Source organism: Tardiphaga sp. 709, from assembly GCF_032401055.1.
GTDB lineage: Bacteria > Pseudomonadota > Alphaproteobacteria > Rhizobiales > Xanthobacteraceae > Tardiphaga.
In genome coordinates this window covers 3,478,658-3,500,694 of the sequence record NZ_CP135529.1, presented here as the reverse complement: position 1 = coordinate 3,500,694, position 22,037 = coordinate 3,478,658, and the positions used below count along the sequence as shown (strand labels likewise).

The 22,037-nt window shown below is 61.4% G+C and carries 24 protein-coding genes; 4 read left to right on the top strand and 20 right to left on the bottom strand.

What is annotated here, in order from left to right:
- Positions 1–2: 2 nt before the first annotated feature.
- The 3 genes from fabI to fabA all read right to left on the bottom strand — a co-directional run bounded on the left by fabI (position 3) and on the right by fabA (position 2,662).
- A complete protein-coding gene (gene fabI, locus RSO67_RS17105; protein ID WP_068730452.1) occupies positions 3–809 on the bottom strand; it encodes an enoyl-ACP reductase FabI in 807 nt (268 codons plus the stop codon).
- A gap of 4 nt (positions 810–813) precedes the next feature.
- Positions 814–2,040, bottom strand: a complete 1,227-nt coding sequence (fabB, locus tag RSO67_RS17100) for a beta-ketoacyl-ACP synthase I (protein ID WP_315839835.1) — start codon at positions 2,038–2,040, stop codon at positions 814–816.
- An 82-nt stretch (positions 2,041–2,122) separates the two neighbouring features.
- On the bottom strand, positions 2,123–2,662 hold the full coding sequence (fabA, locus tag RSO67_RS17095) for a 3-hydroxyacyl-[acyl-carrier-protein] dehydratase FabA (RefSeq protein WP_410001752.1): 540 nt from the start codon (positions 2,660–2,662) through the stop codon (positions 2,123–2,125).
- A gap of 307 nt (positions 2,663–2,969) precedes the next feature.
- Between fabA and irrA the strand changes: the two genes are divergently transcribed.
- On the top strand, positions 2,970–3,458 hold the full coding sequence (gene irrA, locus RSO67_RS17090) for an iron response transcriptional regulator IrrA (protein WP_089263317.1): 489 nt from the start codon (positions 2,970–2,972) through the stop codon (positions 3,456–3,458).
- Positions 3,459–3,480: 22 nt separating this feature from the next.
- On the opposite strand, the gene RSO67_RS17085 is transcribed toward irrA, so the two are convergent.
- Positions 3,481–4,308, bottom strand: coding sequence for an SGNH/GDSL hydrolase family protein (locus tag RSO67_RS17085; RefSeq protein ID WP_315839834.1), 828 nt, complete (start codon positions 4,306–4,308; stop codon positions 3,481–3,483).
- Positions 4,275–4,802, bottom strand: coding sequence for an SH3 domain-containing protein (locus RSO67_RS17080; protein ID WP_315839833.1), 528 nt, complete (start codon positions 4,800–4,802; stop codon positions 4,275–4,277). The genes RSO67_RS17085 and RSO67_RS17080 overlap by 34 nt, the downstream gene beginning before the upstream one ends.
- A 224-nt stretch (positions 4,803–5,026) precedes the next feature.
- Between RSO67_RS17080 and RSO67_RS17075 the strand changes: the two genes are divergently transcribed.
- Positions 5,027–6,028 (top strand): 2-hydroxyacid dehydrogenase, encoded by a 1,002-nt coding sequence (locus RSO67_RS17075; protein ID WP_120287607.1) that lies wholly within the window; start codon positions 5,027–5,029, stop codon positions 6,026–6,028.
- Positions 6,029–6,056: 28 nt separating this feature from the next.
- On the opposite strand, the gene RSO67_RS17070 is transcribed toward RSO67_RS17075, so the two are convergent.
- The 11 genes from RSO67_RS17070 to tsaB all read right to left on the bottom strand — a co-directional run bounded on the left by RSO67_RS17070 (position 6,057) and on the right by tsaB (position 15,858).
- Positions 6,057–6,815, bottom strand: coding sequence for a tRNA (guanine(46)-N(7))-methyltransferase TrmB (locus RSO67_RS17070; RefSeq protein ID WP_410001897.1), 759 nt, complete (start codon positions 6,813–6,815; stop codon positions 6,057–6,059).
- Between the two features lie 78 nt (positions 6,816–6,893).
- Positions 6,894–7,310 carry a helix-turn-helix domain-containing protein gene (locus RSO67_RS17065; protein ID WP_068730045.1) on the bottom strand — a complete coding sequence of 139 codons (417 nt, stop codon included), beginning with the start codon at positions 7,308–7,310 and terminating at the stop codon, positions 6,894–6,896.
- Between the two features lie 272 nt (positions 7,311–7,582).
- Positions 7,583–9,190 (bottom strand): apolipoprotein N-acyltransferase, encoded by a 1,608-nt coding sequence (lnt, locus tag RSO67_RS17060; protein WP_315839831.1) that lies wholly within the window; start codon positions 9,188–9,190, stop codon positions 7,583–7,585.
- Complete coding sequence (locus RSO67_RS17055) at positions 9,187–10,302, bottom strand: hemolysin family protein (protein ID WP_315839830.1); 1,116 nt, start codon at positions 10,300–10,302, stop codon at positions 9,187–9,189. Before RSO67_RS17055 ends, lnt begins: the two co-directional genes overlap by 4 nt.
- A gap of 1 nt (position 10,303) precedes the next feature.
- On the bottom strand, positions 10,304–10,816 hold the full coding sequence (ybeY, locus tag RSO67_RS17050) for an rRNA maturation RNase YbeY (protein WP_068730038.1): 513 nt from the start codon (positions 10,814–10,816) through the stop codon (positions 10,304–10,306).
- Between the two features lie 65 nt (positions 10,817–10,881).
- A complete protein-coding gene (locus tag RSO67_RS17045; RefSeq protein WP_068730036.1) occupies positions 10,882–11,937 on the bottom strand; it encodes a PhoH family protein in 1,056 nt (351 codons plus the stop codon).
- 4 nt (positions 11,938–11,941) lie between these two features.
- Positions 11,942–13,360 (bottom strand): tRNA (N6-isopentenyl adenosine(37)-C2)-methylthiotransferase MiaB, encoded by a 1,419-nt coding sequence (miaB, locus tag RSO67_RS17040; RefSeq protein WP_315839829.1) that lies wholly within the window; start codon positions 13,358–13,360, stop codon positions 11,942–11,944.
- Between the two features lie 104 nt (positions 13,361–13,464).
- Positions 13,465–14,169: an HAD family hydrolase gene (locus tag RSO67_RS17035; RefSeq protein ID WP_315839828.1), complete on the bottom strand. Its 705-nt coding sequence runs from the start codon at positions 14,167–14,169 to the stop codon at positions 13,465–13,467.
- A 13-nt stretch (positions 14,170–14,182) separates the two neighbouring features.
- Complete coding sequence (locus tag RSO67_RS17030; protein WP_068730031.1) at positions 14,183–14,635, bottom strand: Fur family transcriptional regulator; 453 nt, start codon at positions 14,633–14,635, stop codon at positions 14,183–14,185.
- Between the two features lie 42 nt (positions 14,636–14,677).
- Positions 14,678–15,163 carry a ribosomal protein S18-alanine N-acetyltransferase gene (gene rimI, locus RSO67_RS17025; RefSeq protein WP_315844282.1) on the bottom strand — a complete coding sequence of 162 codons (486 nt, stop codon included), beginning with the start codon at positions 15,161–15,163 and terminating at the stop codon, positions 14,678–14,680.
- Positions 15,163–15,858 (bottom strand): tRNA (adenosine(37)-N6)-threonylcarbamoyltransferase complex dimerization subunit type 1 TsaB, encoded by a 696-nt coding sequence (gene tsaB / locus RSO67_RS17020; RefSeq protein ID WP_315839827.1) that lies wholly within the window; start codon positions 15,856–15,858, stop codon positions 15,163–15,165. The genes rimI and tsaB overlap by 1 nt, the downstream gene beginning before the upstream one ends.
- On the opposite strand from tsaB, the gene RSO67_RS17015 reads away from it, so the two are divergent.
- Both RSO67_RS17015 and RSO67_RS17010 read left to right on the top strand, forming a co-directional pair.
- Positions 15,775–16,107: a hypothetical protein gene (locus RSO67_RS17015; protein WP_315844399.1), complete on the top strand. Its 333-nt coding sequence runs from the start codon at positions 15,775–15,777 to the stop codon at positions 16,105–16,107. The two genes, tsaB and RSO67_RS17015, sit on opposite strands and share 84 nt — an antisense overlap.
- Before the next feature lie 111 nt (positions 16,108–16,218).
- The gene (locus tag RSO67_RS17010) at positions 16,219–17,898 is read left to right on the top strand and encodes a PAS domain-containing methyl-accepting chemotaxis protein (RefSeq protein ID WP_315839826.1); all 1,680 of its coding nucleotides are present in this window, start codon (positions 16,219–16,221) and stop codon (positions 17,896–17,898) included.
- A gap of 74 nt (positions 17,899–17,972) precedes the next feature.
- On the opposite strand, the gene RSO67_RS17005 is transcribed toward RSO67_RS17010, so the two are convergent.
- The 4 genes from RSO67_RS17005 to murJ all read right to left on the bottom strand — a co-directional run bounded on the left by RSO67_RS17005 (position 17,973) and on the right by murJ (position 22,023).
- A complete protein-coding gene (locus RSO67_RS17005) occupies positions 17,973–18,542 on the bottom strand; it encodes a NifU family protein (RefSeq protein WP_315839825.1) in 570 nt (189 codons plus the stop codon).
- A 136-nt stretch (positions 18,543–18,678) separates the two neighbouring features.
- Positions 18,679–19,173 (bottom strand): universal stress protein, encoded by a 495-nt coding sequence (locus tag RSO67_RS17000; protein WP_089263331.1) that lies wholly within the window; start codon positions 19,171–19,173, stop codon positions 18,679–18,681.
- A gap of 156 nt (positions 19,174–19,329) precedes the next feature.
- Positions 19,330–20,382 carry a tryptophan--tRNA ligase gene (trpS, locus tag RSO67_RS16995; RefSeq protein WP_315839824.1) on the bottom strand — a complete coding sequence of 351 codons (1,053 nt, stop codon included), beginning with the start codon at positions 20,380–20,382 and terminating at the stop codon, positions 19,330–19,332.
- Positions 20,383–20,469: 87 nt separating this feature from the next.
- Positions 20,470–22,023 (bottom strand): murein biosynthesis integral membrane protein MurJ, encoded by a 1,554-nt coding sequence (gene murJ / locus RSO67_RS16990; protein WP_315839823.1) that lies wholly within the window; start codon positions 22,021–22,023, stop codon positions 20,470–20,472.
- Between the last annotated feature and the right edge of the window lie 14 nt (positions 22,024–22,037).

Sequence of the window (22,037 nt, the reverse complement as noted above, 5' to 3'; positions counted from 1 at the left end):
AATTACTCGCCGGCGTCTGCCTTCAACGCATCCGGATGCGGCATCGAGATGATGTTGTAGCCGGAGTCGACGAAATGCGTTTCACCGGTCACGCCGCCGGAAAGATCCGACAGCAGATACAGCGCAGTGCCGCCGAGTTCTTCCAGTGTCACGCCGCGGCCGAGCGGCGAATGTTTCTGCTGGAATGCGAACATCGCGCGGGAATCGCCGATGCCCGAGCCGGCCAGTGTACGTACCGGGCCAGCCGACACCGCGTTGACGCGAATGCCCTGGCGGCCGAAGTCCGATGCGAGATAACGCACCGAGGCTTCAAGAGCGGCCTTGGCAACGCCCATGACATTGTAGTTCGGCATCACGCGGGTCGATCCGCCGAAAGTCAGCGTGATCATAGCGCTGCCGGGCTTCATGATTTCCGACGCGCGCTTGGCGACTTCGGTGAAGGAGAAGCAGGAGATCACCATGGTGCGCGAGAAATTCGCGCGCGTGGTGTCAGCGTAGCGACCCTTGAGTTCGTTCTTGTCGGAGAAGCCGATGGCGTGGACCAGGAAATCCAGCCCGCCCCATTTCTCCTTGATCGCAGCAAAGGTCGCGTCGACGCTGGCGATGTCCTCAACGTCGCAGGGCAGGATCAGATCGGCATTGAGCGATTCCGCCAGCGGCTTGACGCGCTTGCCAAGCGCATCGCCCTGATAGGTGAAAGCCAGTTCGGCACCCTGCGCATGCAGGGCCTTGGCGATTCCCCACGCGATCGAATGATCATTGGCGACGCCCATGATCAGTCCGCGCTTGCCCTGCATCAGTGATGGCATCGCGTTATGCATCCATCCGCTTGAAGACCAGCGTGGCGTTGGTGCCGCCGAAGCCGAAGGAATTCGACAGCACGGTGCCGACCTTCACATTGTCGATGCGCTTGCGCACGATCGGCATGTCGGCGAACACCGGATCGAGTTCGGTGATGTTGCCGCTCTCGCAGATAAACCCGTTCTGCATCATCAGCAGCGAGTAGATTGCTTCCTGCACGCCCGTGGCGCCGAGCGAGTGGCCGGTGAGGGCCTTGGTCGCCGAAATTGGCGGGCATTTCTCGCCGGTACCGAACACGTTGCGGATCGCCTGCATTTCCGGCGGGTCGCCGGCCGGCGTCGAGGTCGCATGCGGGTTGATGTAGTCAATCTTGATGCCGCCAGTGGTGGCCAGCGCCATCTTCATGCAACGCTCTGCGCCTTCGCCCGACGGGGCGACCATGTCGTAACCGTCCGAGGTGGCGCCGTAGCCAATGATTTCGCCGTAGATCTTGGCGCCGCGTGCTTTTGCGTGTTCGAGTTCTTCGACCACGACAACGCCGGCGCCGCCGGCGATGACAAAGCCGTCGCGACTGACGTCATAGGGACGCGAAGCGGTGGAGGGTGTGTCGTTATACTTCGATGACATCGCACCCATGGCGTCGAACAGCACCGAGAGCGACCAGTCGAGTTCCTCGCAGCCGCCAGCAAACACGACGTCCTGCTTGCCCCACTGGATCATCTCATAGGCATTGCCGATGCAGTGGTTCGAGGTCGCGCAGGCGGAGGAGATCGAATAGTTCACGCCCTTGATCTTGAACCAGGTCGCGAGCGTGGCGGATGCCGTCGAGGACATCGCCTTCGGCACCGCGAACGGGCCAACGCGCTTTGGCCCCTTCGTTCGCGTGATGTCCGCGGCTTCGACGATGGTGCGTGCGGAAGGCCCGCCCGAGCCCATGATGATGCCGGTGCGTTCGTTGGAGATATCGGCCTCTTCGAGGCCGGAGTCCTGGATCGCCTGTTCCATGGCGATGTGATTCCATGCGGCGCCTTCGCCGAGGAACCGCATCGCGCGGCGGTCGATCACATCGGCCGGATTGATGGTCGGTGCGCCTTGCACCTGCGAACGGAAACCGAGCTCTGCATATTTGTCGGCGCGCGTAATGCCCGACTTTGCCTCATGGAGGCTCGCAAGCACTTCTTGAGTGTTGTTTCCGATAGATGAGACAATGCCCATCCCCGTGACGACAACCCGCCTCATGATCGCCTCGCCCTTTGAATTACGTTGTTGTGGAACTGGCGGTCGCCCCCTCGGAGACCGCCGTTGAATGGCACCCGGTAAATTACGTTCCCGGCTGCAATGCGGCAGGTGCTTCCTGCTTGAACAGGCCGACCTTCAGGTCCTTGGCGCGATAGATAATCTCGCCATCGGCCGAAAGCGAGCCGTCAGCAATCCCCAACCACAATTTTGAACGCATCACCCGTTTGATATCGATGGTGTACACGACCTTCTTGATGTTCGGGAGAACCTGACCGGAAAACTTCAGCTCGCTCAGCCCGAGCGCACGTCCGGGACCGATGCCACCCGACCAGCCCAGAAAGAACCCGACCATCTGCCACATGGCGTCCAGGCCGAGGCAGCCCGGCATGACCGGATCGCCCTTGAAGTGGCAGGCAAAGAACCAGAGGTCCGAATTGACGTCGAGTTCAGCGCGCACGAGACCCTTGCCGAATTCGCCGCCATCAGCCGTGATCTCGGTGATGCGGTCGAACATCAGCATCGGCGGCAGCGGCAATTGCGCGTTGCCGGGTCCGAACAGCTCGCCGCGGCCGCAGGCCAGCAGGTCTTCATATGCGTAGCTGTTGCGTTGTTCCTGGATCATGCCGGCTTTCTGGGTCCATCGATGGTGGTGGCTACCCGGGTCGAGTCGCCACATATAGAATTGTTCCAAATGACACGGGAACTTGCCCCGGCTGGGCGCTCTCTATCATAGGCTTAGGGGGCGGCAAAGCGCCGGATCGCCTGCTTTTGGCGGGTTATTGACCATGTTGCGATGCACTGCGGAAGCATCCCTTCTGATGCATGGCTCCTAGTTGCGAAAACCTTGCATCTGAGGCCCCGCCTTTCTATAATAGAAGGCTAATTCAGTGTTCTTTTTGAGTGTGAACGGCAGGATTACTGACGTGGATATGAGCGACAGCGTTTCAGTTCTGGATGACGCAGCTGCGGTTGCGGAAATCAATCATGGCCGCCAGCCGGCATTGACTGGTTGCCCGTGGCATGACGTCAACGAGATGCTGCAGTCGGTCGGCCTGCGTCCCACCCGTCAGCGCATGGCGCTGGGTTGGCTGCTGTTCGGCAAGGGCGCCCGCCATCTCACTGCGGAAATGCTTTACGAGGAAGCGACCCTCGCCAAGGTGCCGGTGTCGCTGGCGACCGTTTACAACACGCTCAATCAGCTCACGGATTCCGGCCTGCTTCGTCAGGTCAGCGTCGATGGTACGAAGACCTATTTCGACACCAATGTGACCTCACACCACCACTACTATCTCGAGAACAACCACGAGCTGGTTGATATTCCGGACCAGAATCTCGTGCTGACCAAGATGCCGGAAGTCCCCGAGGGCTTCGAGATCAGCCGCATCGACATGGTCGTTCGTCTGCGCAAAAAGCGCTAACGGCTTTATCCAAATTCTGAAGTTATTTGCGCCGCCGAACCGGTTTCGGCGGCGTTTGCTCGCCAGCTACAGCCGTCGCCACGATCGCGCGGGCGAGGGCGCGGCCGGTGCATTCGTAGCCGGCTGCGGAATTGTGTAGTCCGTCCCAGGCCGTCAGCGCGCCCATGGAGAGCCCTGCGTCCACTGCACGGCGCATCAGCTCGAAGCGCGAGAATAGCGGCACGCGTTCCTGCCGGGCGGCTTCAGCTATGCTCGCCTGCATCTTGGAATATTGCGATGCGAGAATGACAGGCGCGTATTGCTGATCCATCAGGATCACGTCGGCCCCGTCAGCCTTCAGCAGGCGGATGCCCTCGACGATCCTGCCGGTCAGGCTGTCCGCGCTTTGCAGCCAGGTCACGTCATTGGTGCCGATCTGCCAGATCACCAGATCCGGGCGATGCGCCAGCACATCGCGGTCGAAGCGGACGATATTGCCCGGGATCGTGTCGGCGTTCCGGCCGCTATTGATGACCTCCAGCCGCAGTTCCGGCTTCAGGTGCTGCAGCTCGCTCTGCAGCATGCCGGGATAGGTTTTGGCGGGGTCGGATTGCCACAGGCCGAGCGTCGATGACGAGCCCATGGCGACGATCTTGAGCGGGCCACCGGTTTTGAACGCAGCCACGGTGCGCGGAAGGGTCGCATCACCAGACAGTCGCTGATCCACAGCCAGGCACGTCTCAGTGGCGGATTGTGCACGGGCGGGGCCGGACCATGACAGCGCTGCAGCGCCGATCAGTGCGCCGGCGCAGGCCAGACTCCTGATGCCGGATGTGCTCAGTTCACCTTCTCGTCGGCGTAAACGCCCCATAGCCGCTGCTGTTCGATCCAGCCGTCGAAACCGTTGCCAATCACACGGCACCAGCCATTGTTGCAGCGCTTCACCTGCGCCACAACGCCGGCCTGCAGCCGGGCCACAACAGCGCTGGTCGCATCCGGATTGTCATAGATTGAGGCGAGTTCGTCTTTGGATTTCATGGTCACGACCGCGGTGCGGCGGCCGGACAGCAACGAGTGATAAACCCAGCCCTCGGCGCCCTCGGAATCGCGGACGCGGCGCCAGTTCTCATATTCGGCGGTGATCTCCACCGGCAGGCCGGAGCGAGTATAGACCCAGGCGACATCGTTGTCCTTGGTGGGGCCGGCGCGGACATTGACGTGATCCGACTTGAGGCTGACGTAGCGCGGCACCGGCAGGCCGCTGGCGCCCAGCGGCGTATCCTTGGCAGCGAGAACCGGATCGATTGCTGTCGCGATCAGGGTAACCATCGCCAACACCGCACACGCAAACTGCCGGAACGCCATCAACCCCACCTCAACCCAATCCAAAGAACGCAACTATCGCCGCGCCGCACGCGCCCGCTGGGTTCTTGTTTTGGCTCGGTCTTCTGCTAGAGAGGACCGAAGGCCAAGGCACCAAAAAGGGTGTCGGGGAACCCGAGGAAACGGTGAATTCGCGGCTGCGGCAGTTTCGAACAACCGGGTTAATGCGGACTGAACGGATTAGCCAAAGCGCGAGTGAGCAGGACATGTCGGTCAAGAAAAAGCCTCTCGTCATCGTCACGCGCAAGCTGCCGGACTCGATCGAGACCCGCATGCGCGAACTGTTCGATGCGCACATCAATCTCGACGACACGCCTCTGACGCCCGAGCAACTCGCTGAAGCGACCCGCACTGCCGATGTGCTGGTGCCAACCGTCACCGACGAAATCACCAAGGAACTGCTCGAGCATCCCGACTGCAAGCTCAGGCTGATCGCCAATTTTGGCAACGGCGTCGATAATATTGACGTCACCGCCGCCCATGCCCGCGGCATCACCGTCACCAATACGCCGAAGGTGCTCACTGAAGACACCGCCGACATGACCATGTCGATGATTCTCGCGGTACCGCGCCGGCTGATCGAGGGTGCCTCGATCCTGACCGAGGGCAAGGACTGGCAGGGCTGGTCGCCGACCTGGATGCTGGGCAAGCGGCTCGGCGGCAAGCGGCTCGGCATCATCGGCATGGGCCGCATCGGCCAGGCTGTGGCGCGCCGCGCCCGCGCCTTCGGGCTACAGATCCATTATCACAACCGCAAACCTGTCGCGCCGAAGATCGCCGAAGAACTCGGTGCGACCTATTGGGATTCGCTCGACCAGATGCTGGCGCGCATGGACATCATCTCGGTGAACTGTCCGCATACGCCGGCAACGTTCCACCTGTTGTCAGCACGTCGTCTCAAGCTGATCCGTAAGGACGCCTATATCGTCAATACCGCGCGCGGCGAGGTGATCGACGAAGAGACGATGATCAAGCTGATCGAGTCGGGCGACATTGCCGGTGCCGCGCTCGACGTGTTCGAACATGAGCCCGCGGTGAGTCCGAAACTGGTGCGGCTCGCGCGCGCCGGCAAGGTCGTGCTGTTGCCGCATATGGGCTCGGCGACGATCGAAGGCCGTGTCGAGATGGGCGAGAAAGTCATCATCAACATCCGTGCCTTCCTCGACAATCACAAGCCGCCGGATCGTGTGCTTCCGAACATGCTGTGAGGCGAAGCGCTTACGCTGGCCGCTTATCTTACGAGATCAGCTTGAAGATGAGATAGGCCGCGATGCGCCCCTCGCGCGTGGCTTTGCGGCCGTAGCGCGTCATGGTGTAGTTCGGCCATGGCAGGCGCCAGTCATCGGCGCGCTCTGCGGTCCAGATGAAATCCGGCGATCGCGACACATGCCAGAGTGTCCACGCGACGTAATCCGGAATGTCATGCACGAAACGAAATTCGCCTGACGGTTTCAGCACGCGCGCGATCGCAGCCAGTGTCGCATCCTGCACGAAGCGGCGCTTCCAGTGACGCTTCTTCGGCCACGGATCCGGATGGATCAGGTCGATGCGTGACAGCGATTGGGCTGGTGCCCATGTGAGAAGTTCAGCGGCGTCGCCGGCGACGAGGCGGATATTGCCGATGTTCTGCGCTTCGATCTGCGTCAGAATTTTCGCCATGCCGTTGATATAGGGCTCGCAGCCGATGAAGCCGATATGTGGATGTGCCAGTGCTTCCGCGACGAGATGTTCGCCGCCGCCGAAGCCGATCTCCAGACGCACGGTCTCGACGTCTGTACCGAACAGCGTGCGAATATCGTCAGGCGCGGGATGTGCAATGTCGACGGTGAGTGCGGGCAGCAGCGTCGCCATCAGGTCGGCCTGATGATCGCGCAGCTTGTGGCCCTTGCGGCGCCCGAAGAACGAGCCCGTATAGTGGCCGCCCTCGGCATGCGTGGGCGTACCCGCGTTTGCGGGGCCGTCATGATCGTTATGGTCGGAATCGGCTGTGGTCATCGCGCGCGAGTGATACAGCCGAAACGCCATCGGCGCCATCAGGCGCGATGACGAATTTCCGTTGAAAGTACCGTGATTTTAGCGCTGATCCGGGGCTTCGCGCGAAGCGATCTGTTCGACCAGGTCGACGATGCTGCGGCGGAGCTTGGCGTCGGTGATGCGCGTGAAGGCGCGGGTCAGAGCGAGGCCTTCGGAGGTGGCGAGGAAGTCGGAGACATAGGCAGGCGAGGACGCTTCAGCGAAGCCTTCGCCATTATGGATCGCGCCGGGGCCGCCTTCGAACAGGAACGAGACGGGGACCTGCAGGATTTCCGAAATTTGCTGCAGCCGGCTGGCGCCGACGCGGTTGGTGCCCTTCTCGTATTTCTGAACTTGCTGAAACGTCAGACCAAGGGCTTCGCCCAGCTTTTCCTGACTCATGCCGAGCATAATGCGCCGCATGCGCACACGGCTGCCGACATATTTGTCAACAGGATTGGGCGCTTTCGTCGACATCTCAATTACTCCTGGATCACATCAAGGGAGACGGATCATGCGTGGCAATCCGTCATTAGGTCGGCTTCGGTTGTAACCAAAGGTATCCTAGTGAATTATAACAACCGCGCAAATTTTCCTAAGCGGAAAATTTAAGCCACTGCACCTTTATTTCTCAATAGGTGAGAAATAAAGCTAACAAAGCTAGCTTAAAAAGCAATCACATCGGGACGGTTGTTCGGTAGGCGGCGAAAGCGGGCTCGCCAACTATATCAAATGCTTCAAGTCTCGCGCTAGTGGCGTGCCGGCGTACGCCGCCGAACAGCGAAAATGATCGCGAGTGCAACGGACATCGCGGCGGGAATATCGCCGATTTTCGAATAGACCGTCGGCGAAATGGCCGCCGGCAATCCCGAATCCAGCACGCCTTCGACACCGAGATCGAGCCGCGCGATCAGGCGGCCGACAGGGTCGACCACGACCGAAATGCCGGTGTTCGCGGCGCGAACCAGCGGCAGGCCTTCCTCGATGGCGCGGACGCGGCTCTGCTGCAGGTGCTGATAGGGCCCCGTGGAAATCCCGAACCAGCCATCATTGGTGAGATTGACGATCCAGCCCGGCCGATCGTTACGCGTGGTGATATCGTCCGGGAAAACCGCCTCGTAGCAGATCAGCGGCAGCATGCGCGGTGCGCCGGGAATGTCCATCGGCTTGCGACGGGTGCCGGGAATGAAGCCGCCATGGACTTTGGTCAATTGCTGGAAGCCGATCTTCTCCATGAAGCTCTGGAACGGCAGGTACTCGCCGAACGGCACCAGATGAAGTTTGTCGTAGGTCGACAGGATGCTGCCGTCATGATCGATCACGTAAATAGAATTATAGGCCTGCGTGATGCGTACGCCGAGCGGAGCATCCGGCGGGCGCACGGCGCCCGTGACCAGCACGGTGCCCGTCGGCAGCAGATTGGCGATCTGCGCCATCGCATCGGGTTCGCGCGACAGGAAGAACGGGAATGCCGATTCCGGCCAGATCAGGATGTTGGCTGCGCCGACGCCTGAATTCTGCGGACCGGTCGCGCGGTCCGATAGCGCAAGATATCTGCTCATGACATCCGCCTTGGCAGAATAGTTGAAGCGCGTGTCCTGCGACAGATTCGGCTGCATGATGCGCAGTTTCACATTGGCAACCAGTTGCGTCGGGGTGCGCGATAGCCGGGCCATGCCATAGGCGCCCATCACGACGAGCAGCACCAGCGCAAGCGCCGGCGCCAGCCACGGCCGCTGCGTGCGCGAGCGGCCGTCGATCAGAACCGCAGGTGATGCAAAGATCGCGACGGTGACAAATGTCAGTCCCCACAGGCCGATCAACGACGCGCTCTGCGCCAGCGCGAGCGGTTCGGTGAGTGCATAGCCGAACGCATTCCAGGGAAAGCCCGTCAGCACGTGGCCGCGCAGCCATTCGCCGATCGTGAGACTCGCCGCGAGCGCGAAGATGCGGCTGGCGTCCTTGGTCCAGAGCAGGCGCGCTAGCGCGAAACCGATCGCGGTGAACAGCGCGAGATAGGCGGGCAGGCCGCAGATCGCAGCAGGCAACAGCCACGCAAAGGTCTGCGCGTCGACGAGGAAAGCGTAGCCAATCCAGTACAGGCCTGGCACGAAATAGCCGAAACCGAACCACCAGCCGGCCATGGCGGCGGCTGGAATGCCGCGCATCTTGCCTGCGGCAGCGCCATCGATCAGCCAGACGACGATCGGGAAGGTGAAGAACAGCACCGGCCAGGCATTGAACGGCGCCATTGCCAGCGACGACACCGCGCCGGCCAGCAGCGCGATGCCTGCGCGCTTCCAACCCCATGCGAGAATGATGCTGAGTGCGATCGAGCGCAGGCTACGTGATGTCACGGCGTTCCCGCGCTGTCGCCTGACGGAGGCGTATTCACATTGTCATTGGAAGGTGCTGCGCCGGTGTCCGAGGTCGTATCGCGGCGGCGCGGCTCGCGGGTGCGCGGCGCAGGCCGCTCCTTGCGAGGCCCGACGCGCAATCGCTTGACGCGACGCGGATCGGCATCGAGCACTTCGATCTCGAAATTACCAGGGCCGGAAATCACTTCGCCGCGCACGGGCAGCCGTCCGACATGGGTGACGAGATAGCCGCCGAGTGTCTCGACTTCCTCGCCGTCTTCGCCGGTCTCGAATTCTTCGCCTATCATGGCGCGCACGTCATCGAGGCTGGCGCGTGCATCGGCGATGAAGCTGTCGCCCTGCCTGACAATGGATGGCGGCTCGTCGCTGTCGTGTTCGTCGTCGATCTCGCCGACGATCTGCTCGACGATGTCCTCGATGGAGACGAGGCCGTCAGTGCCGCCATATTCGTCGACAACGAGTGCGAGATGGATGCGTGCTGCCTGCATCTGCGCGAGCAGATCGATCGCGCGCATCGATGGCGGCACGTAGAGCAGCTTGCGGATGATGCCGGTGTCAACGACGGTCTGCGCCAGATCGACCGAACGCAGGTCGAGGCCCGCGGGAAACACTTTCTTCTTCTTGGCCGTCGAGGGCACGACGTTGCGCGCCTTCACGGTCATGTATGCCAGCAGGTCGCGGATATGGACGATGCCGACGGGATCGTCGAGAGTTTCGTTGAATACAACCAGTCGCGAATGCGCCGCGCTCTCAAACAGGCCCATCAATTCGCCGAGCGAGATGTCCTGCTTCACCGCGATAATATCGGCGCGATGCACCATGACGTCGGCGATGCGGCGCTCGTTGAGCCCCAGAATATTGCGCAGCATCGTGCGCTCGATGGTGGAGAAGCCGGTCTCGTCCGGCGCGGAGGCGTCGAGCACGACTTGCAGGTCGGCACGCACCGAGCCCGGCTTCCAGCCGAACAGCGAGCGGATCGCGCGGGTCAGCCAGGTCTCCGACGTTGGGCGCATGACCTCGCCGTCGTGAACCACCGCAGGCAGATTGCTTGAGGTTTTCGAATGATCGTTTCTAGTGTCGCCGTCCGGCATCTCAGGTCACCCGATCCTGATCTGCATAGGGGTCCGGGATTCCAAGTGTCGCCAGGATCTCGCGCTCCAGCGCTTCCATCTCTTCGGCCTCGTCGTCCTTCTCATGGTCATAGCCGACGAGATGCAGAAAGCCGTGAATGGCGAGATGGCTGAGATGATTGGTGAAGGTCTTATCTTCCTCGTCAGCCTCGCGGCGCGTGGTCTCATAGGCGATCGCGATGTCGCCCAGCATGCGCGGCATATCATCGGGCTCGTCCGCGCCTTCGGGTGGCTGCAGCGCCGGGAATGAAAGGACGTTGGTCGGCTTGTCGATGCCGCGCCAGTTCTGGTTCAGCGTACGGATGCCCGCATCGTCGGTGAGCATGATGGCGAGTTCGGCGTCGGCCGTGTCGGTATCGACCATGGCAGCGGCGGCTTCGATGGCGCGGTGGATCACGGCGTCGGCATCGGCCTCCGCGGACCAGCAATCGGCGACAACAAGAACCTCTGTCGCGGGAGATGAATAGGTCGGCATCGGTATCGAACTTCTTTCGCGAACGGACCCGATCCCGGGTCCGTCGTCAGCGTATGAGTGTGTCATCAGGTCTTGGTGGCGACCGCCTTCTGCGGCGTTCCTTCGTAAGCGGCGACGATGCGGGCCACGAGTTCATGGCGGACCACGTCCTCGCCGGTGAATTTCACCTGCGAGATGCCTTGCACGCCGTCAAGCAGACGCGCGGCTTCGGCAAGACCCGAGGTCTGGCCGTTGGGCAAGTCAACCTGCGAGGGATCGCCGGTGATGATCATGCGGCTGTTCTCGCCGAGACGCGTCAGAAACATCTTCATCTGCATTGAGGTGGTGTTCTGCGCTTCGTCGAGAATGATTGCGGCATTGGTCAGCGTGCGGCCGCGCATGAACGCAAGCGGCGCGATTTCGATTTCGCCGGTCTGCAACGCGCGTTCGACAATGCGCCCGTCCATCAGGTCATAGAGTGCGTCATAGATCGGGCGCAGATACGGATCGACCTTCTCGCGCATGTCGCCGGGCAGGAAGCCGAGCCGTTCGCCGGCTTCTACCGCGGGACGCGACAGGATGATGCGATCGACTTCCTTGCGCTCGAACAGCATCGCCGCCTGCGCAACCGCAAGCCAGGTCTTGCCGGTACCGGCGGGGCCGATGCCGAACACTAGCTCGTTGCTTCTCAGCGCGCGGATATAGGCGTCCTGCGTCGCGGTGCGGGCACGCACCGGGCGCTTGCGCAAATTGATGGTGTCGAAATTCGAGGCCGCTGCTTTCGACCCCTTGGGATCGAACGGAAATAGCGTGCCTTGCGCCAGTGTCGCGCGAATCGTGCCTTCGACATCGCCGGGGGCAAGGTCATGGCCCTGCACCGCCTGCGCATACAGCGTTTCAAGCACGCGCCGGGCGGCATCGCAGGCGTCGCGGGTGCCGGTGAGGGTGATGTGGTTGCCGCGGGAATCGACGACGACATTCAGCCGGCGTTCGATGATCGCGAGATTCTGGCCATAAGGCCCGACCAACGAAGAGGCCGCCCGGTTGTCATCAAAGTCGATGACGACCTGCGTCTCGGCCTGCGGTGGAGTATCGAGTTTACGAACAGCGAGCGTAGACGAATCCGATGCGCTTTTGGCCAAGAATTCAGGCTCCCGTGACGGTGTGAGAACGGACTGGCTGCAACACTGGTGGTACTGGAGAACTAGCAATTGGAGATGATGCGAGGCTGCCGAGCAGGCTGTAGCGCTCAAGGCTCTCAATGGTTACCGGAAGCATCTGGCCGATGATGTCGTCAGAAGCCATCACATGGGCCGGCTGCAGGTAAGCGGTGCGACCGACGATTTGGCCGGGATTGCGCGCCTTGCGTTCGAACAGCACATCCGCAGTGCGTCCAATCATGGCCGCGTTGAAGGCCGATTGCTGGCTGTCGATCAGGTTCTGAAGCCGCACCAATCGCTCGTCCATGTCAGCCTGTGACACCGTCTCCTGCAAATCCGCGGCCGGCGTTCCCGGACGCGGCGAATACTTGAACGAATATGCGCCAGCGTATCCGATTTGTGTGACGAGCGCGAGCGTGGCCGCAAAATCTTCCTCGGTCTCGCCGGGGAAGCCCACGATGAAATCAGAAGTAAAAGCAATGTCTTGCCGCGCGTCGCGAAAACGGTCGATGACGCGGCGATAATCTTCGGCTGTATGTTTCCGGTTCATGGCCGCCAGAATGCGGTCGGAACCCGACTGCACGGGCAGATGCACGAAGGGCATCAGTTCCGGTAAATCGCGATGCGCCGATATCAGCGTGTCCTCGACGTCGCGGGGATGGCTGGTGGAATAGCGCAGCCGGGCGATGCCGGGAATTTTTGCGAGGCGATAGAGCAGCGTGCCCAGTGCCCACGGGCGGCCCTCGGGACCCTCGCCGTGATAGCCGTTGACGTTCTGGCCGATCAACGTGATCTCGCGCACGCCGTTGTCGGTGAGCCGCTGCACGTCATCGATGATCTTCGCCACGGGGCGCGAGACTTCGGAGCCGCGGGTGTAGGGCACCACGCAGAAGGTGCAAAACTTGTCGCAGCCCTCCTGCACGGTGACGAAGGAGGAAATGCCGCGGGCGCGAATCGCTGCCGGCTTCGGCGGCGGCAGGAAGCCGAACTTGTCCTCGACCGGAAATTCGGTGTCCAGCGCGCGGCCACCGGCTTTCGCCTGCTTCAGCAGCGCAGGCAGGTTGTGATAGCTCTGCGGCCCGACCACGACATCGACAACGGGGGCACGGCGAATGATCTCGTTGCCCTCGGCCTGCGCAACGCAGCCGGCGACGACCACGTTCATCTTGCGTCCGGCCTGCGCGGCTTCTGCCTTGGCCACGCGCAGCTTGCCGAGCTCCGAATAGACCTTCTCGGACGCCTTCTCGCGGATGTGGCAGGTGTTGAGAATCACCAGATCCGCGTCGTCGACATTGGCCGTCTCGACGAAGCCTTCCGGCGCCAGCGTGTCCACCATGCGCTGGGCATCGTAGACGTTCATCTGGCAGCCGTAGGATTTGATATGCAGCTTACGCGGCGCGGTCATGGAACCTGCAATGGGCTGGAAACGCGCTTGCTGCGCAGCGCTCAATTATAGGCTAACGCTCGGAAAATCCAGCATTTCTGCAAAATATAAGTGCTCGCAATGGCTTAGGCGAGGCCGACGGGCTCGCCAGCCAGTGCGCCCCTGACCACCAGGCCAGGGAGCTGCCGCATATCGTCGAATACGAGATGGGCTCCAGCGGCCGTCAGGGCTGCCGCGGTGGCTGGGCTGCAATGGCCGCCGCCGTGATAGCCGAACACGGTCATGCCGGCGGCAATGCCCGCCGTAACGCCGGGAATGCTGTCCTCGATCACCACGCAGCGCTCAGGTGCGGCATTCATTTGCGCGGCGGCAAACAGAAACAGATCGGGCTGCGGCTTGCCGCGCTCGACCTGCAGAGCGGAAAACAGATGCGGATCGAAACGGTCGAGCAGCCCGGTCGTGGTAAGGCTGCTGCGAATGCGCGTCGGTGTGCCCGAGGATGCCACGCAAACCGGTTGTGACAATATTGCGAGCGTCTCTGCGATATGCGGGATCGGCTGCAACTTTGCGCCGAACACCTCGTCGATCGTGGCGCGCAGCGTCGCGGTGTAGTCATCGGGCAGCACGCGGCCGAGCTCGGTCTCGACTTCCAGGCGGGCCTCGCGCGCGGACCGGCCGAGGAAACGCTCATGCACCTGATCGGTGGTGATGGGATAACCGAACTGTGTCAGGACATCCGCGTGGACGACGCAGGCGAGGGACTCACTGTCGACGAGCACGCCGTCACAATCGAAGATGACGAGATCGAAGCGCGAAGGAACTGAACTCACTTGGTTGATTCGCTCACTTGGTGGTTTTGTCCTCGTCGAGCGGCACGCAGTACAGCTCCAACCGGTGATCGACCAGCTTGTAACCGAGCTTTGCGGCGACTTCAGCCTGCAATTTCTCGATCTCTTCAGACGTGAATTCGATGACGGTCCCGTCACGCAAGTTGATCAGATGGTCGTGATGGCTGTCACGCATCGTCTCGTACCGCGCGCGGCCTTCGCGAAAATCGTGACGCTCGATGATGCCGGCGTCTTCGAACAGCTTCACCGTGCGATACACCGTCGAGATCGAGATCTTGTCATCCACCGCAACGCAGCGGCGATACAGTTCCTCGACATCGGGATGATCGTCGGCTTCCGCCAGAACGCGCGCAATCACGCGGCGCTGTTCCGTCATGCGCATGCCGGTCGCGGCGCAGCGCGCCTCGATACCAGCAGACTTCATCGCAGATGATTTCAGTGCAGTCATGATCCGGATCCCATCGTGGCTTCTTTTGCCACTCCGCAGGCGTCAGGACAAGTCGCGCCGCATCACCAGCGCATTCAATTCCGCTCCATCCGCTTCCTTGTAGTAGCGTTCGCGGCGTCCCGCGACTGCGAAGCCGGTTCTGACATAAAGCCGCCGCGCCGGTTGATTGTTTTCCTCGACTTCGAGGAACACGGTACGCACGCCGCGACCGGCCAGATGACCGAGATGGGTGAGGAACAGGTCGCGCGACAGGCCGCGGCCGCGATGAGCGGGCGATACGGCGATGGAGAGAATCTCGGCTTCGTCGGCCGCGATTCGTGAGACGGCGAAGCCGATGAGGTGGCCGCGCAGTTTGAGCCGATGCACGAGGGTGTTTTGTTCGCGCAGCATCTGTTCGAATTCTCCGGCACCCCAACCGCGATGGAAGGACGCGGCATGCAACTGCGCGAGTTGTCGCGCGTCGCGTAATGTTGCGGGCTCGACCACAGCATTGCCGTGGCTGAACAGGCGCAGCCACCAGGCCGGCATCATGATGCGCCTAGTGCGGCCTGCTGCATCAGGCTGCTTTGCGGCTTGGCATCGGGTGCGCGCAGATAATAGGGACGCGCCAGCGCGGTTTCCGGATTCACCGCGGCGCCAAGCCATGCCACCCATGAGATTTCGGGAGCGGGTTGCATGTCAACACGCAACGGCGCCGGCGCGTCGGACGGCCAGCGTGCGGCAATGATCTCGGCGGCATTTCCGACCAGATACGGCGCGCCGAACTGTGCGGCCTCAAGGGCCTCGTGGATGGGGATGACGCCCGGCCGCACCAGTGAGGTGCCGTTACCGCTGACGGCCTGGAAATAGACATGGTCATGCCGGGCATCGATGGCGGCAATGACAGGCGCATCCATGTTCTCGCTGACGACGGGCGCTGCATAGGCCGTTAGTGTGGTGATGCCGACCACCGGCTTGTTGGCCGCCAGGCCGAGGCCCCGTGCCGCCGACAGGCCAACGCGCAGGCCGGTAAAGCTGCCCGGACCAGTGGTGACGGCAATGCGGTCGAGGTCGGCGAAGGCGATGCCAGAGCCCGCCATGATGCGCCCGAGCAACGGCATCAGCGCCTCGGCGTGACCGCGCTTCATCGACATGGACTCATGCGCAATGAGCTTGCTGGTGCGGGTGTCGAGGATGCCTGCGGCGCAGGCGTCAAGGGCGGTATCAATGGCAAGGATCAACATAAAAGAGACGCTACCACGGCTTGTGAGGGTTTGCGCCTGCCACTCGCAGAATATCGCTCCACGCGCAATGGTGCTGTGATTCGCGTTGCTGCCGGAGAGGGGGCGGCAGCTTTGGCGTGCACCCACTACTCGCTTTCTCATAAAGATATTTTCACAAGATACGATAGCGAGATCACGAAAGTTCCCGGGACAGCTTCAGTTTCGCTCTGGTTAAAAGCTTTACTTAATAAATTCTTCGGAGATCGATGAGATAAGCATACCGTTTGGAAGCGACATTTCGCGGATGTGCGTGGCTTTCATGCGGGCTGAAATTATTCGTCTAATTTTTTGAATACGATTATATTTATGGGAGGCGATCCGATGCTGCATTGGTTGAGCAGTTCAGAGGCGCGCGAGGGGTGGGCCCTGGCGGCAGCGATCAAAAAATCGCAAGCGGTGATCGAGTTCAGCGCTGACGGCACGATCCTCGGAGCCAATCAAAACTTCCTGTCCGCCCTTGGATATACGCTGGAAGAAATCGTCGGCAAGAACCACAGCATGTTCGTGACGCCGGAGATGAAGAGCAGCGCGGAATATCGCACGTTCTGGAACAACCTCAATCGCGGCGAGTATCAGGCCGGCGAGTTCAAGCGTCTCGGCAAAGGTGGCAAGGAAGTCTGGATCCAGGGTTCCTACAACCCGATCCTTGGGAATGATGGCAAGCCCCTCAAAATCGTCAAGTTTGCCATGGATACAACTGCAGTGAAAATCCGCAGCATGGATGATGCCGGCAAGATCGCGGCCATCGGTCGTTCGCAGGCTGTCATCGAGTTCAAGCTCGATGGGACGATTGTCACGGCCAATGACTTGTTCTTGAATGTCATGGGTTACAATCTCGCGGAAATCGAAGGCAGACATCACAGCATGTTTGTCGATCCTGCAACCCGCGACGGCGCGGCCTATCGCGAATTCTGGGCCAGCCTCAATCGTGGTGAATATCAGGCCGCCGAATATAAGCGGATCGGCAAGAACGGCAAAGAGGTCTGGATTCTCGCGACCTACAATCCAATCCTTGATGAGACAGGCCGGCCAATCAAAGTGGTCAAGTTCGCGTCCGACGTCACCGAACAGAAGCTGCGCACGGCGAACTTCTCAGGTCAGATTGAGGCCATCTGCAAGTCGCAGGCCGTGATCGAATTTAGCATGGATGGCATCGTTCTTAGCGCCAACGAGAATTTTCTGGGCGTGCTCGGCTACGCACTCTCGGAAATACAGGGCAAGCACCACAGTATGTTCGTTGTGCCGAGTGAGCGTGATGGTGCGGACTATCGCGAATTCTGGGCGGCGCTCAAGCGGGGTAACTATCAGGCAGCGGAGTACCAGCGGATCGGTAAGGGCGGCAAACAAGTCTGGATACAGGCTTCGTACAATCCGATCCTCGATCTCAATGGCAAGCCCTACAAGGTCGTGAAGTATGCCACCGACACCACGGCGCAGGTGATCGCGCGCATGAAGAGCGAACGCGTGCGCGCGATGATGGAATCGGTCGCCGCCGGCGCCGAGGAACTGAACGCGTCCGTGCGCGAAATCTCTGAAGCGATGATGAAATCAAAGACCACGGCGATGTCTGCCGTGGGCAAGGTCGAGTTGGCGGACGATCAAGCGCAGCGTCTTAGCACGGCAGCGCAGGCGATGAGCGGGATCGTTGAGCTGATTGGCAACATCACCGGACAAATCAATCTGTTGGCGCTGAACGCCACCATCGAATCGGCGCGTGCCGGTGAGGCCGGTCGTGGCTTTGCGGTCGTTGCATCGGAGGTGAAAAATCTGGCCAACCAGGCCAAGCAGGCGACCGATAAGATCGCCAGTGAGATCGGAAGCCTCAATGGCATTTCGAGCGATGTGGTCGATGCGCTGAACGCGATCAAGCAGGAAATCCAGAACGTCAGCGAATATGTCACTGCAACGGCCGCTGCGGTTGAAGAGCAGAGCACGGTGACGAACGAGATGTCATCGAGCATGCAGCGCGCCGCAGAAGAAGCCGCAAGCATCGGCCGCTAAGCGAAGGCTGGTTCCAGAAACGAAAATGCCCGGGATTGTCCCGGGCATTTTTATGTGTCGCGGTGCGACCGAACTTACATCGGGCGGACTTCGACAACGTCAGGCACGAAGTGCTTCAGCAGGTTCTGGATGCCGTGCTGCAGGGTCGCTGTCGATGACGGGCAGCCGGCGCAGGAGCCCTTCATGTTCAGATAGACGATGCCGTCCTTGAAGCCGCGGAAAGTGATATCGCCACCGTCATTGGCAACGGCCGGGCGCACGCGGGTCTCGATCAGGTTCTTGATCGTATCGACCGTCTCGGCGTCAGCCTCGTTGAAGAACTCGGCCTCGTCGTCGGAGATCACGTCGCCCTTCACACTGCCGTCGGCCATCAGCGGCGCGCCGGACATGTAGTGCTCCATGATGGCGCCGAGGATTGCCGGCTTGAGGTGCTGCCAGTCGCTGTCGTCCTTGGTCACGGTGACGAAGTCGGAACCGTAGAACACGCTGGTGACGCCCTTCACGGCGAACAGCTTTTCGGCCAGCGGGGAACGCGTGGCGGCTTCCGGTGAGGTGAATTCCATGGTGCCGCTGTCGAGCACGTCGCGGCCGGGAATGAACTTCAGCGTGGCGGGATTGGGGGTAGCTTCGGTCTGGATGAACATCGGTCTCTCCTGCGTCGCCGGTTCAAGGCCGGCGCGTGAGTATCCCCTAGCAGATGGCGACGAAAAACGCACGATCAAGGCGCCAAATCGCTGAATTCTGCCTATTTCGCAGTCCCTTAGCCGTCCGAAAGGGTGGTTACGACAGGGCGTCGATGTCGAGGTCGCTCAGGGCGCCCGACACGATGACGACCGGCACCGGAAACGAGCCGACTAGCTTGGCCATCATGGTGACGATCGGGCCGGGGCCTTCCGCGCCGGCCGATGCAGCCAGCACCAGCATGGAAATGTCGACGTCCTTGTCGATTACGTCGAGGATTTGCTCGGTGGGATCACCCTCGCGGATCACGCGTTCAGGGGTGATGGCGGCGATGCCATTGGCGCGGCCCGAGGCGCGGTCCAGCGCGGCATTGGCACCTTCTTCGGCTTCCGCTTTCATGACATCGGCAACGCCCAGCCACTGCTGGTTGCGATCTTCGGTGTCGATGATGCGCAGCATTACCACGCCGCCACCGACACGAATGGCCCAGCGACTGGCGTAATACACTGCGCGGTCCCATTCCTCGCTGTCATCGACGACCACGAGGCATTTTGGCTTGTGGCCGCTTTCATAACTACGTCGCTGGGTGCTCATGCATGTCCCGATGCTGTAGCGCGTCTGATGCGCCAGAATGTGAGCGGCTTGGCAATCGCGTCATGCTGCCACGGCGCAGCGGCGTTCGACAAGCGCGACGCAAGGATGACTTGCGTCGCGTCGATTGTGGCGGAGAAAAGGAATGCGATAGCGAATTTACCGCTTGTGGACGAAGCCGATGATGTCCTTCACGGACTTGATGGTTTCGGCGGCAATGACGCTAGCGCGTTCGCCGCCATCGGCCAGAACCTGATCGACATAGGTCAGATCGGATGTCGTCAGCCGCTTCATCTCGCCGGCGATAGGTGACAGTTTTTCGACAGCGAGATCGACCAGGCTCGATTTGAAGCCCGAAAACTGCGCGCCGCCGAATTCTGTGAGAATGTCAGCCTTCGACCGGTTGGACAGTGCCGCATAGATGCCGACGAGATTGTCGGCTTCCGGACGTGGCTCAAGGCCCTTCTCTTCTGACGGCAATGGTTCCGGATCGGTCTTCGCCTTGCGGATCTTCTGCGCGATGGTGTCCGCATCGTCGGTGAGGTTGATGCGCGAATTGTCCGACGCGTCCGACTTCGACATCTTCTTGGTGCCGTCGCGCAGGCTCATCACCCGAGTCGCCGGTCCGGTGATGACAGGCTCCGGCATCGGGAAGTAAGGGCCGTCATGCCCTTGCGCTGCGATGGATTCGGAGAAGTCGTTGTTGAACTTCTGCGAGATGTCGCGGCACAGTTCGAGATGCTGCTTCTGGTCCTCGCCGACCGGAACGTGCGTGGCGCGATACAGCAGAATGTCCGCAGCCATCAGCACCGGATAGTCGTAGAGACCCACGGACGCGTTTTCGCGGTCCTTGCCGGCCTTTTCCTTGAACTGGGTCATGCGGTTCAGCCAGCCGAGGCGGGCGACGCAGTTGAAGATCCAGGCCAGCTCGGCATGGCCGGAAACCTGGCTCTGGTTGAAGATGATCTGCTTCTTCGGATCGATGCCCGAGGCGATGAAGGCGGCGGTCACTTCACGGGTGTTGCGGCGCAATTCATCCGGGCCGCCCCACACGGAAATCGGCACGGTGACGGCATGCATATCGACCACGCAGTAGATGCAATTATGCGTCTCCTGCAGTTTGACGAAATTCACGATCGCGCCGAGATAGTTGCCGAGGTGCAGATTGCCCGTCGGCTGGACGCCCGAAAAGACCCGTTGAGTAAAAGCCATAACCAAGTTCCTGTGCGCCCGTGGTGGAATGCGGGCAAGGGGCGTGACTTGCCATAGGCGCCGGGCGGCGTCCATTGCCAATCTGCCCTAGCCGGCCGCCGGTGATCGCTTGAGGGCGCCGCGGACCTCGGCCCAGCGCACGGCCCCCGTCAGCGTCAGTAACGCGGCGTAGATTGCCAGCCCGCCAACGATCAGGAGGCCGAGCAAGCTCGCTCGTACCAGGCCGTGCGCCTGCGCCGTCCAGGGCAAGACAAGATGCGCGGCGAGCCATAGCAGGCCGCCCATCGCCAGCGACGACAGCACGATGATCGGCAGCCGGCGTTTTGCATCATGGTCGAGTGAGAAGCCGAAAGCTGCTGCACTCCGGACGATCAAAAAGGCCGCGCTGCTCCACGCCGCCAGAGCGATCGCCGCCGCGATGCCGCTCGCACCGAATGGCCTATTCAAAACCAGTGCGGAGATGATCGCGACGAGCAGGCCGACGAGCGTCGCCAGCAGCGGCGTCGTCGTGTCCTCGCGGGCGAAGAAGGCGGGCGACAGAGCTTTCACAAGCACCTGAGCGGGCAAGCCCAGCGCCAACCATATCAGCGCACTTGCAGTCGAGACCGTGTCGCTCGCGCCGAACGCGCCGTGTTGAAACAGGCACTGCACGATGAGATGGCTCAATATCATCAGTCCGAGCGTAGCCGGCAATGCGAGGCCGATCGCGAGTTCAAACCCGCGCGATTCCGCCTGCGCGATGGCGGCTTGATCGTCTGATCGCACGGCGCGCGTCAATGCGGGGACCAGCACAGTGCCCATGGCCGTGCCGACGATGCCGAGCGGCAGTTCAATCAGGCGGTTCGCGAAATACAGCCACGACACGGCAGCCGAAGTCGTCGATGCGATGATTGCGCCGGTGACGATGAGAAGCTGCGGCCCGGAATTGGCGACCATGCCAGGCAACGCCTTGCGGAAGAAGCCGCGCATCTCGCCATCGAGCGACAGCCGCAAAGGCGCCGCAAGATTGCCGCCAGATTTCCGCAAGATCAGCATCAGCAATTGCAGCAGCCCGGCAATGCCCATAGTGGCCGCCATGGCCATAGCGGCAGTGTCTGGCTCTTGCCGCCACACTAGCAGTAGGGCCATGACGGCGATCAGGGCGATGTTGAAGAGCAGCGGCGAAAATGCGGTCACCGCGAAGCGTTGTTGCGCGTTCAGCAGTCCCATCATGACAGTGACGGGGCCGGCAAAGGCCAGATAGGGCAGCATCAATCGCGCATTGTCGACGGCGAGTTGCAGCGTCGGTTGGCCGACGAAACCCGGGGCAAGCAGCGCGATCACGAGCGGCATCGCAAAGCCGATCAGGATCGTCGCGACCATCAGCGCAACGCTGATGGTGCCGAGCACACGACCCGCAAAAGCTGTGGCTGCGACAGCGCCCTGCGTCGTCTGGATGCGCAGCCAGGCCGGAATCAGCGCGGCGTTCAGCGCGCCCTCGGTGAGCAGCCGCCGGATTACATTGACGAGCTGAAATGCGACCAGAAAAGCATCCGCGATCGGGCCTGCACCGAGCAGCGCAGCCACCATTGCGTCGCGGGCAAAGCCCAGCAATCGCGACGCCAAAGTGCCCGTGGAAACGGTCAGGATGGAACGGATCATAGAACCATCGTAAG

What these genes read in the sequence shown, in the direction of transcription:
- fabI (WP_068730452.1), bottom strand. Translation starts at nt 809, where the DNA reads ATGCCATCACTGATGCAGGGCAAGCGCGGACTGATCATGGGCGTCGCC.
- fabB (WP_315839835.1), bottom strand. Translation starts at nt 2,040, where the DNA reads ATGAGGCGGGTTGTCGTCACGGGGATGGGCATTGTCTCATCTATCGGA.
- fabA (WP_410001752.1), bottom strand. Translation starts at nt 2,662, where the DNA reads ATGATCCAGGAACAACGCAACAGCTACGCATATGAAGACCTGCTGGCC.
- irrA (WP_089263317.1), top strand. Translation starts at nt 2,970, where the DNA reads ATGAGCGACAGCGTTTCAGTTCTGGATGACGCAGCTGCGGTTGCGGAA.
- RSO67_RS17085 (WP_315839834.1), bottom strand. Translation starts at nt 4,308, where the DNA reads ATGGGGCGTTTACGCCGACGAGAAGGTGAACTGAGCACATCCGGCATC.
- RSO67_RS17080 (WP_315839833.1), bottom strand. Translation starts at nt 4,802, where the DNA reads ATGGCGTTCCGGCAGTTTGCGTGTGCGGTGTTGGCGATGGTTACCCTG.
- RSO67_RS17075 (WP_120287607.1), top strand. Translation starts at nt 5,027, where the DNA reads ATGTCGGTCAAGAAAAAGCCTCTCGTCATCGTCACGCGCAAGCTGCCG.
- RSO67_RS17070 (WP_410001897.1), bottom strand. Translation starts at nt 6,815, where the DNA reads ATGACCACAGCCGATTCCGACCATAACGATCATGACGGCCCCGCAAAC.
- RSO67_RS17065 (WP_068730045.1), bottom strand. Translation starts at nt 7,310, where the DNA reads ATGTCGACGAAAGCGCCCAATCCTGTTGACAAATATGTCGGCAGCCGT.
- RSO67_RS17055 (WP_315839830.1), bottom strand. Translation starts at nt 10,302, where the DNA reads ATGCCGGACGGCGACACTAGAAACGATCATTCGAAAACCTCAAGCAAT.
- ybeY (WP_068730038.1), bottom strand. Translation starts at nt 10,816, where the DNA reads ATGCCGACCTATTCATCTCCCGCGACAGAGGTTCTTGTTGTCGCCGAT.
- miaB (WP_315839829.1), bottom strand. Translation starts at nt 13,360, where the DNA reads ATGACCGCGCCGCGTAAGCTGCATATCAAATCCTACGGCTGCCAGATG.
- RSO67_RS17030 (WP_068730031.1), bottom strand. Translation starts at nt 14,635, where the DNA reads ATGACTGCACTGAAATCATCTGCGATGAAGTCTGCTGGTATCGAGGCG.
- rimI (WP_315844282.1), bottom strand. Translation starts at nt 15,163, where the DNA reads ATGCCGGCCTGGTGGCTGCGCCTGTTCAGCCACGGCAATGCTGTGGTC.
- RSO67_RS17015 (WP_315844399.1), top strand. Translation starts at nt 15,775, where the DNA reads ATGCGCAATGAGCTTGCTGGTGCGGGTGTCGAGGATGCCTGCGGCGCA.
- tsaB (WP_315839827.1), bottom strand. Translation starts at nt 15,858, where the DNA reads ATGTTGATCCTTGCCATTGATACCGCCCTTGACGCCTGCGCCGCAGGC.
- RSO67_RS17010 (WP_315839826.1), top strand. Translation starts at nt 16,219, where the DNA reads ATGCTGCATTGGTTGAGCAGTTCAGAGGCGCGCGAGGGGTGGGCCCTG.
- RSO67_RS17005 (WP_315839825.1), bottom strand. Translation starts at nt 18,542, where the DNA reads ATGTTCATCCAGACCGAAGCTACCCCCAATCCCGCCACGCTGAAGTTC.
- RSO67_RS17000 (WP_089263331.1), bottom strand. Translation starts at nt 19,173, where the DNA reads ATGAGCACCCAGCGACGTAGTTATGAAAGCGGCCACAAGCCAAAATGC.
- trpS (WP_315839824.1), bottom strand. Translation starts at nt 20,382, where the DNA reads ATGGCTTTTACTCAACGGGTCTTTTCGGGCGTCCAGCCGACGGGCAAT.
- murJ (WP_315839823.1), bottom strand. Translation starts at nt 22,023, where the DNA reads ATGATCCGTTCCATCCTGACCGTTTCCACGGGCACTTTGGCGTCGCGA.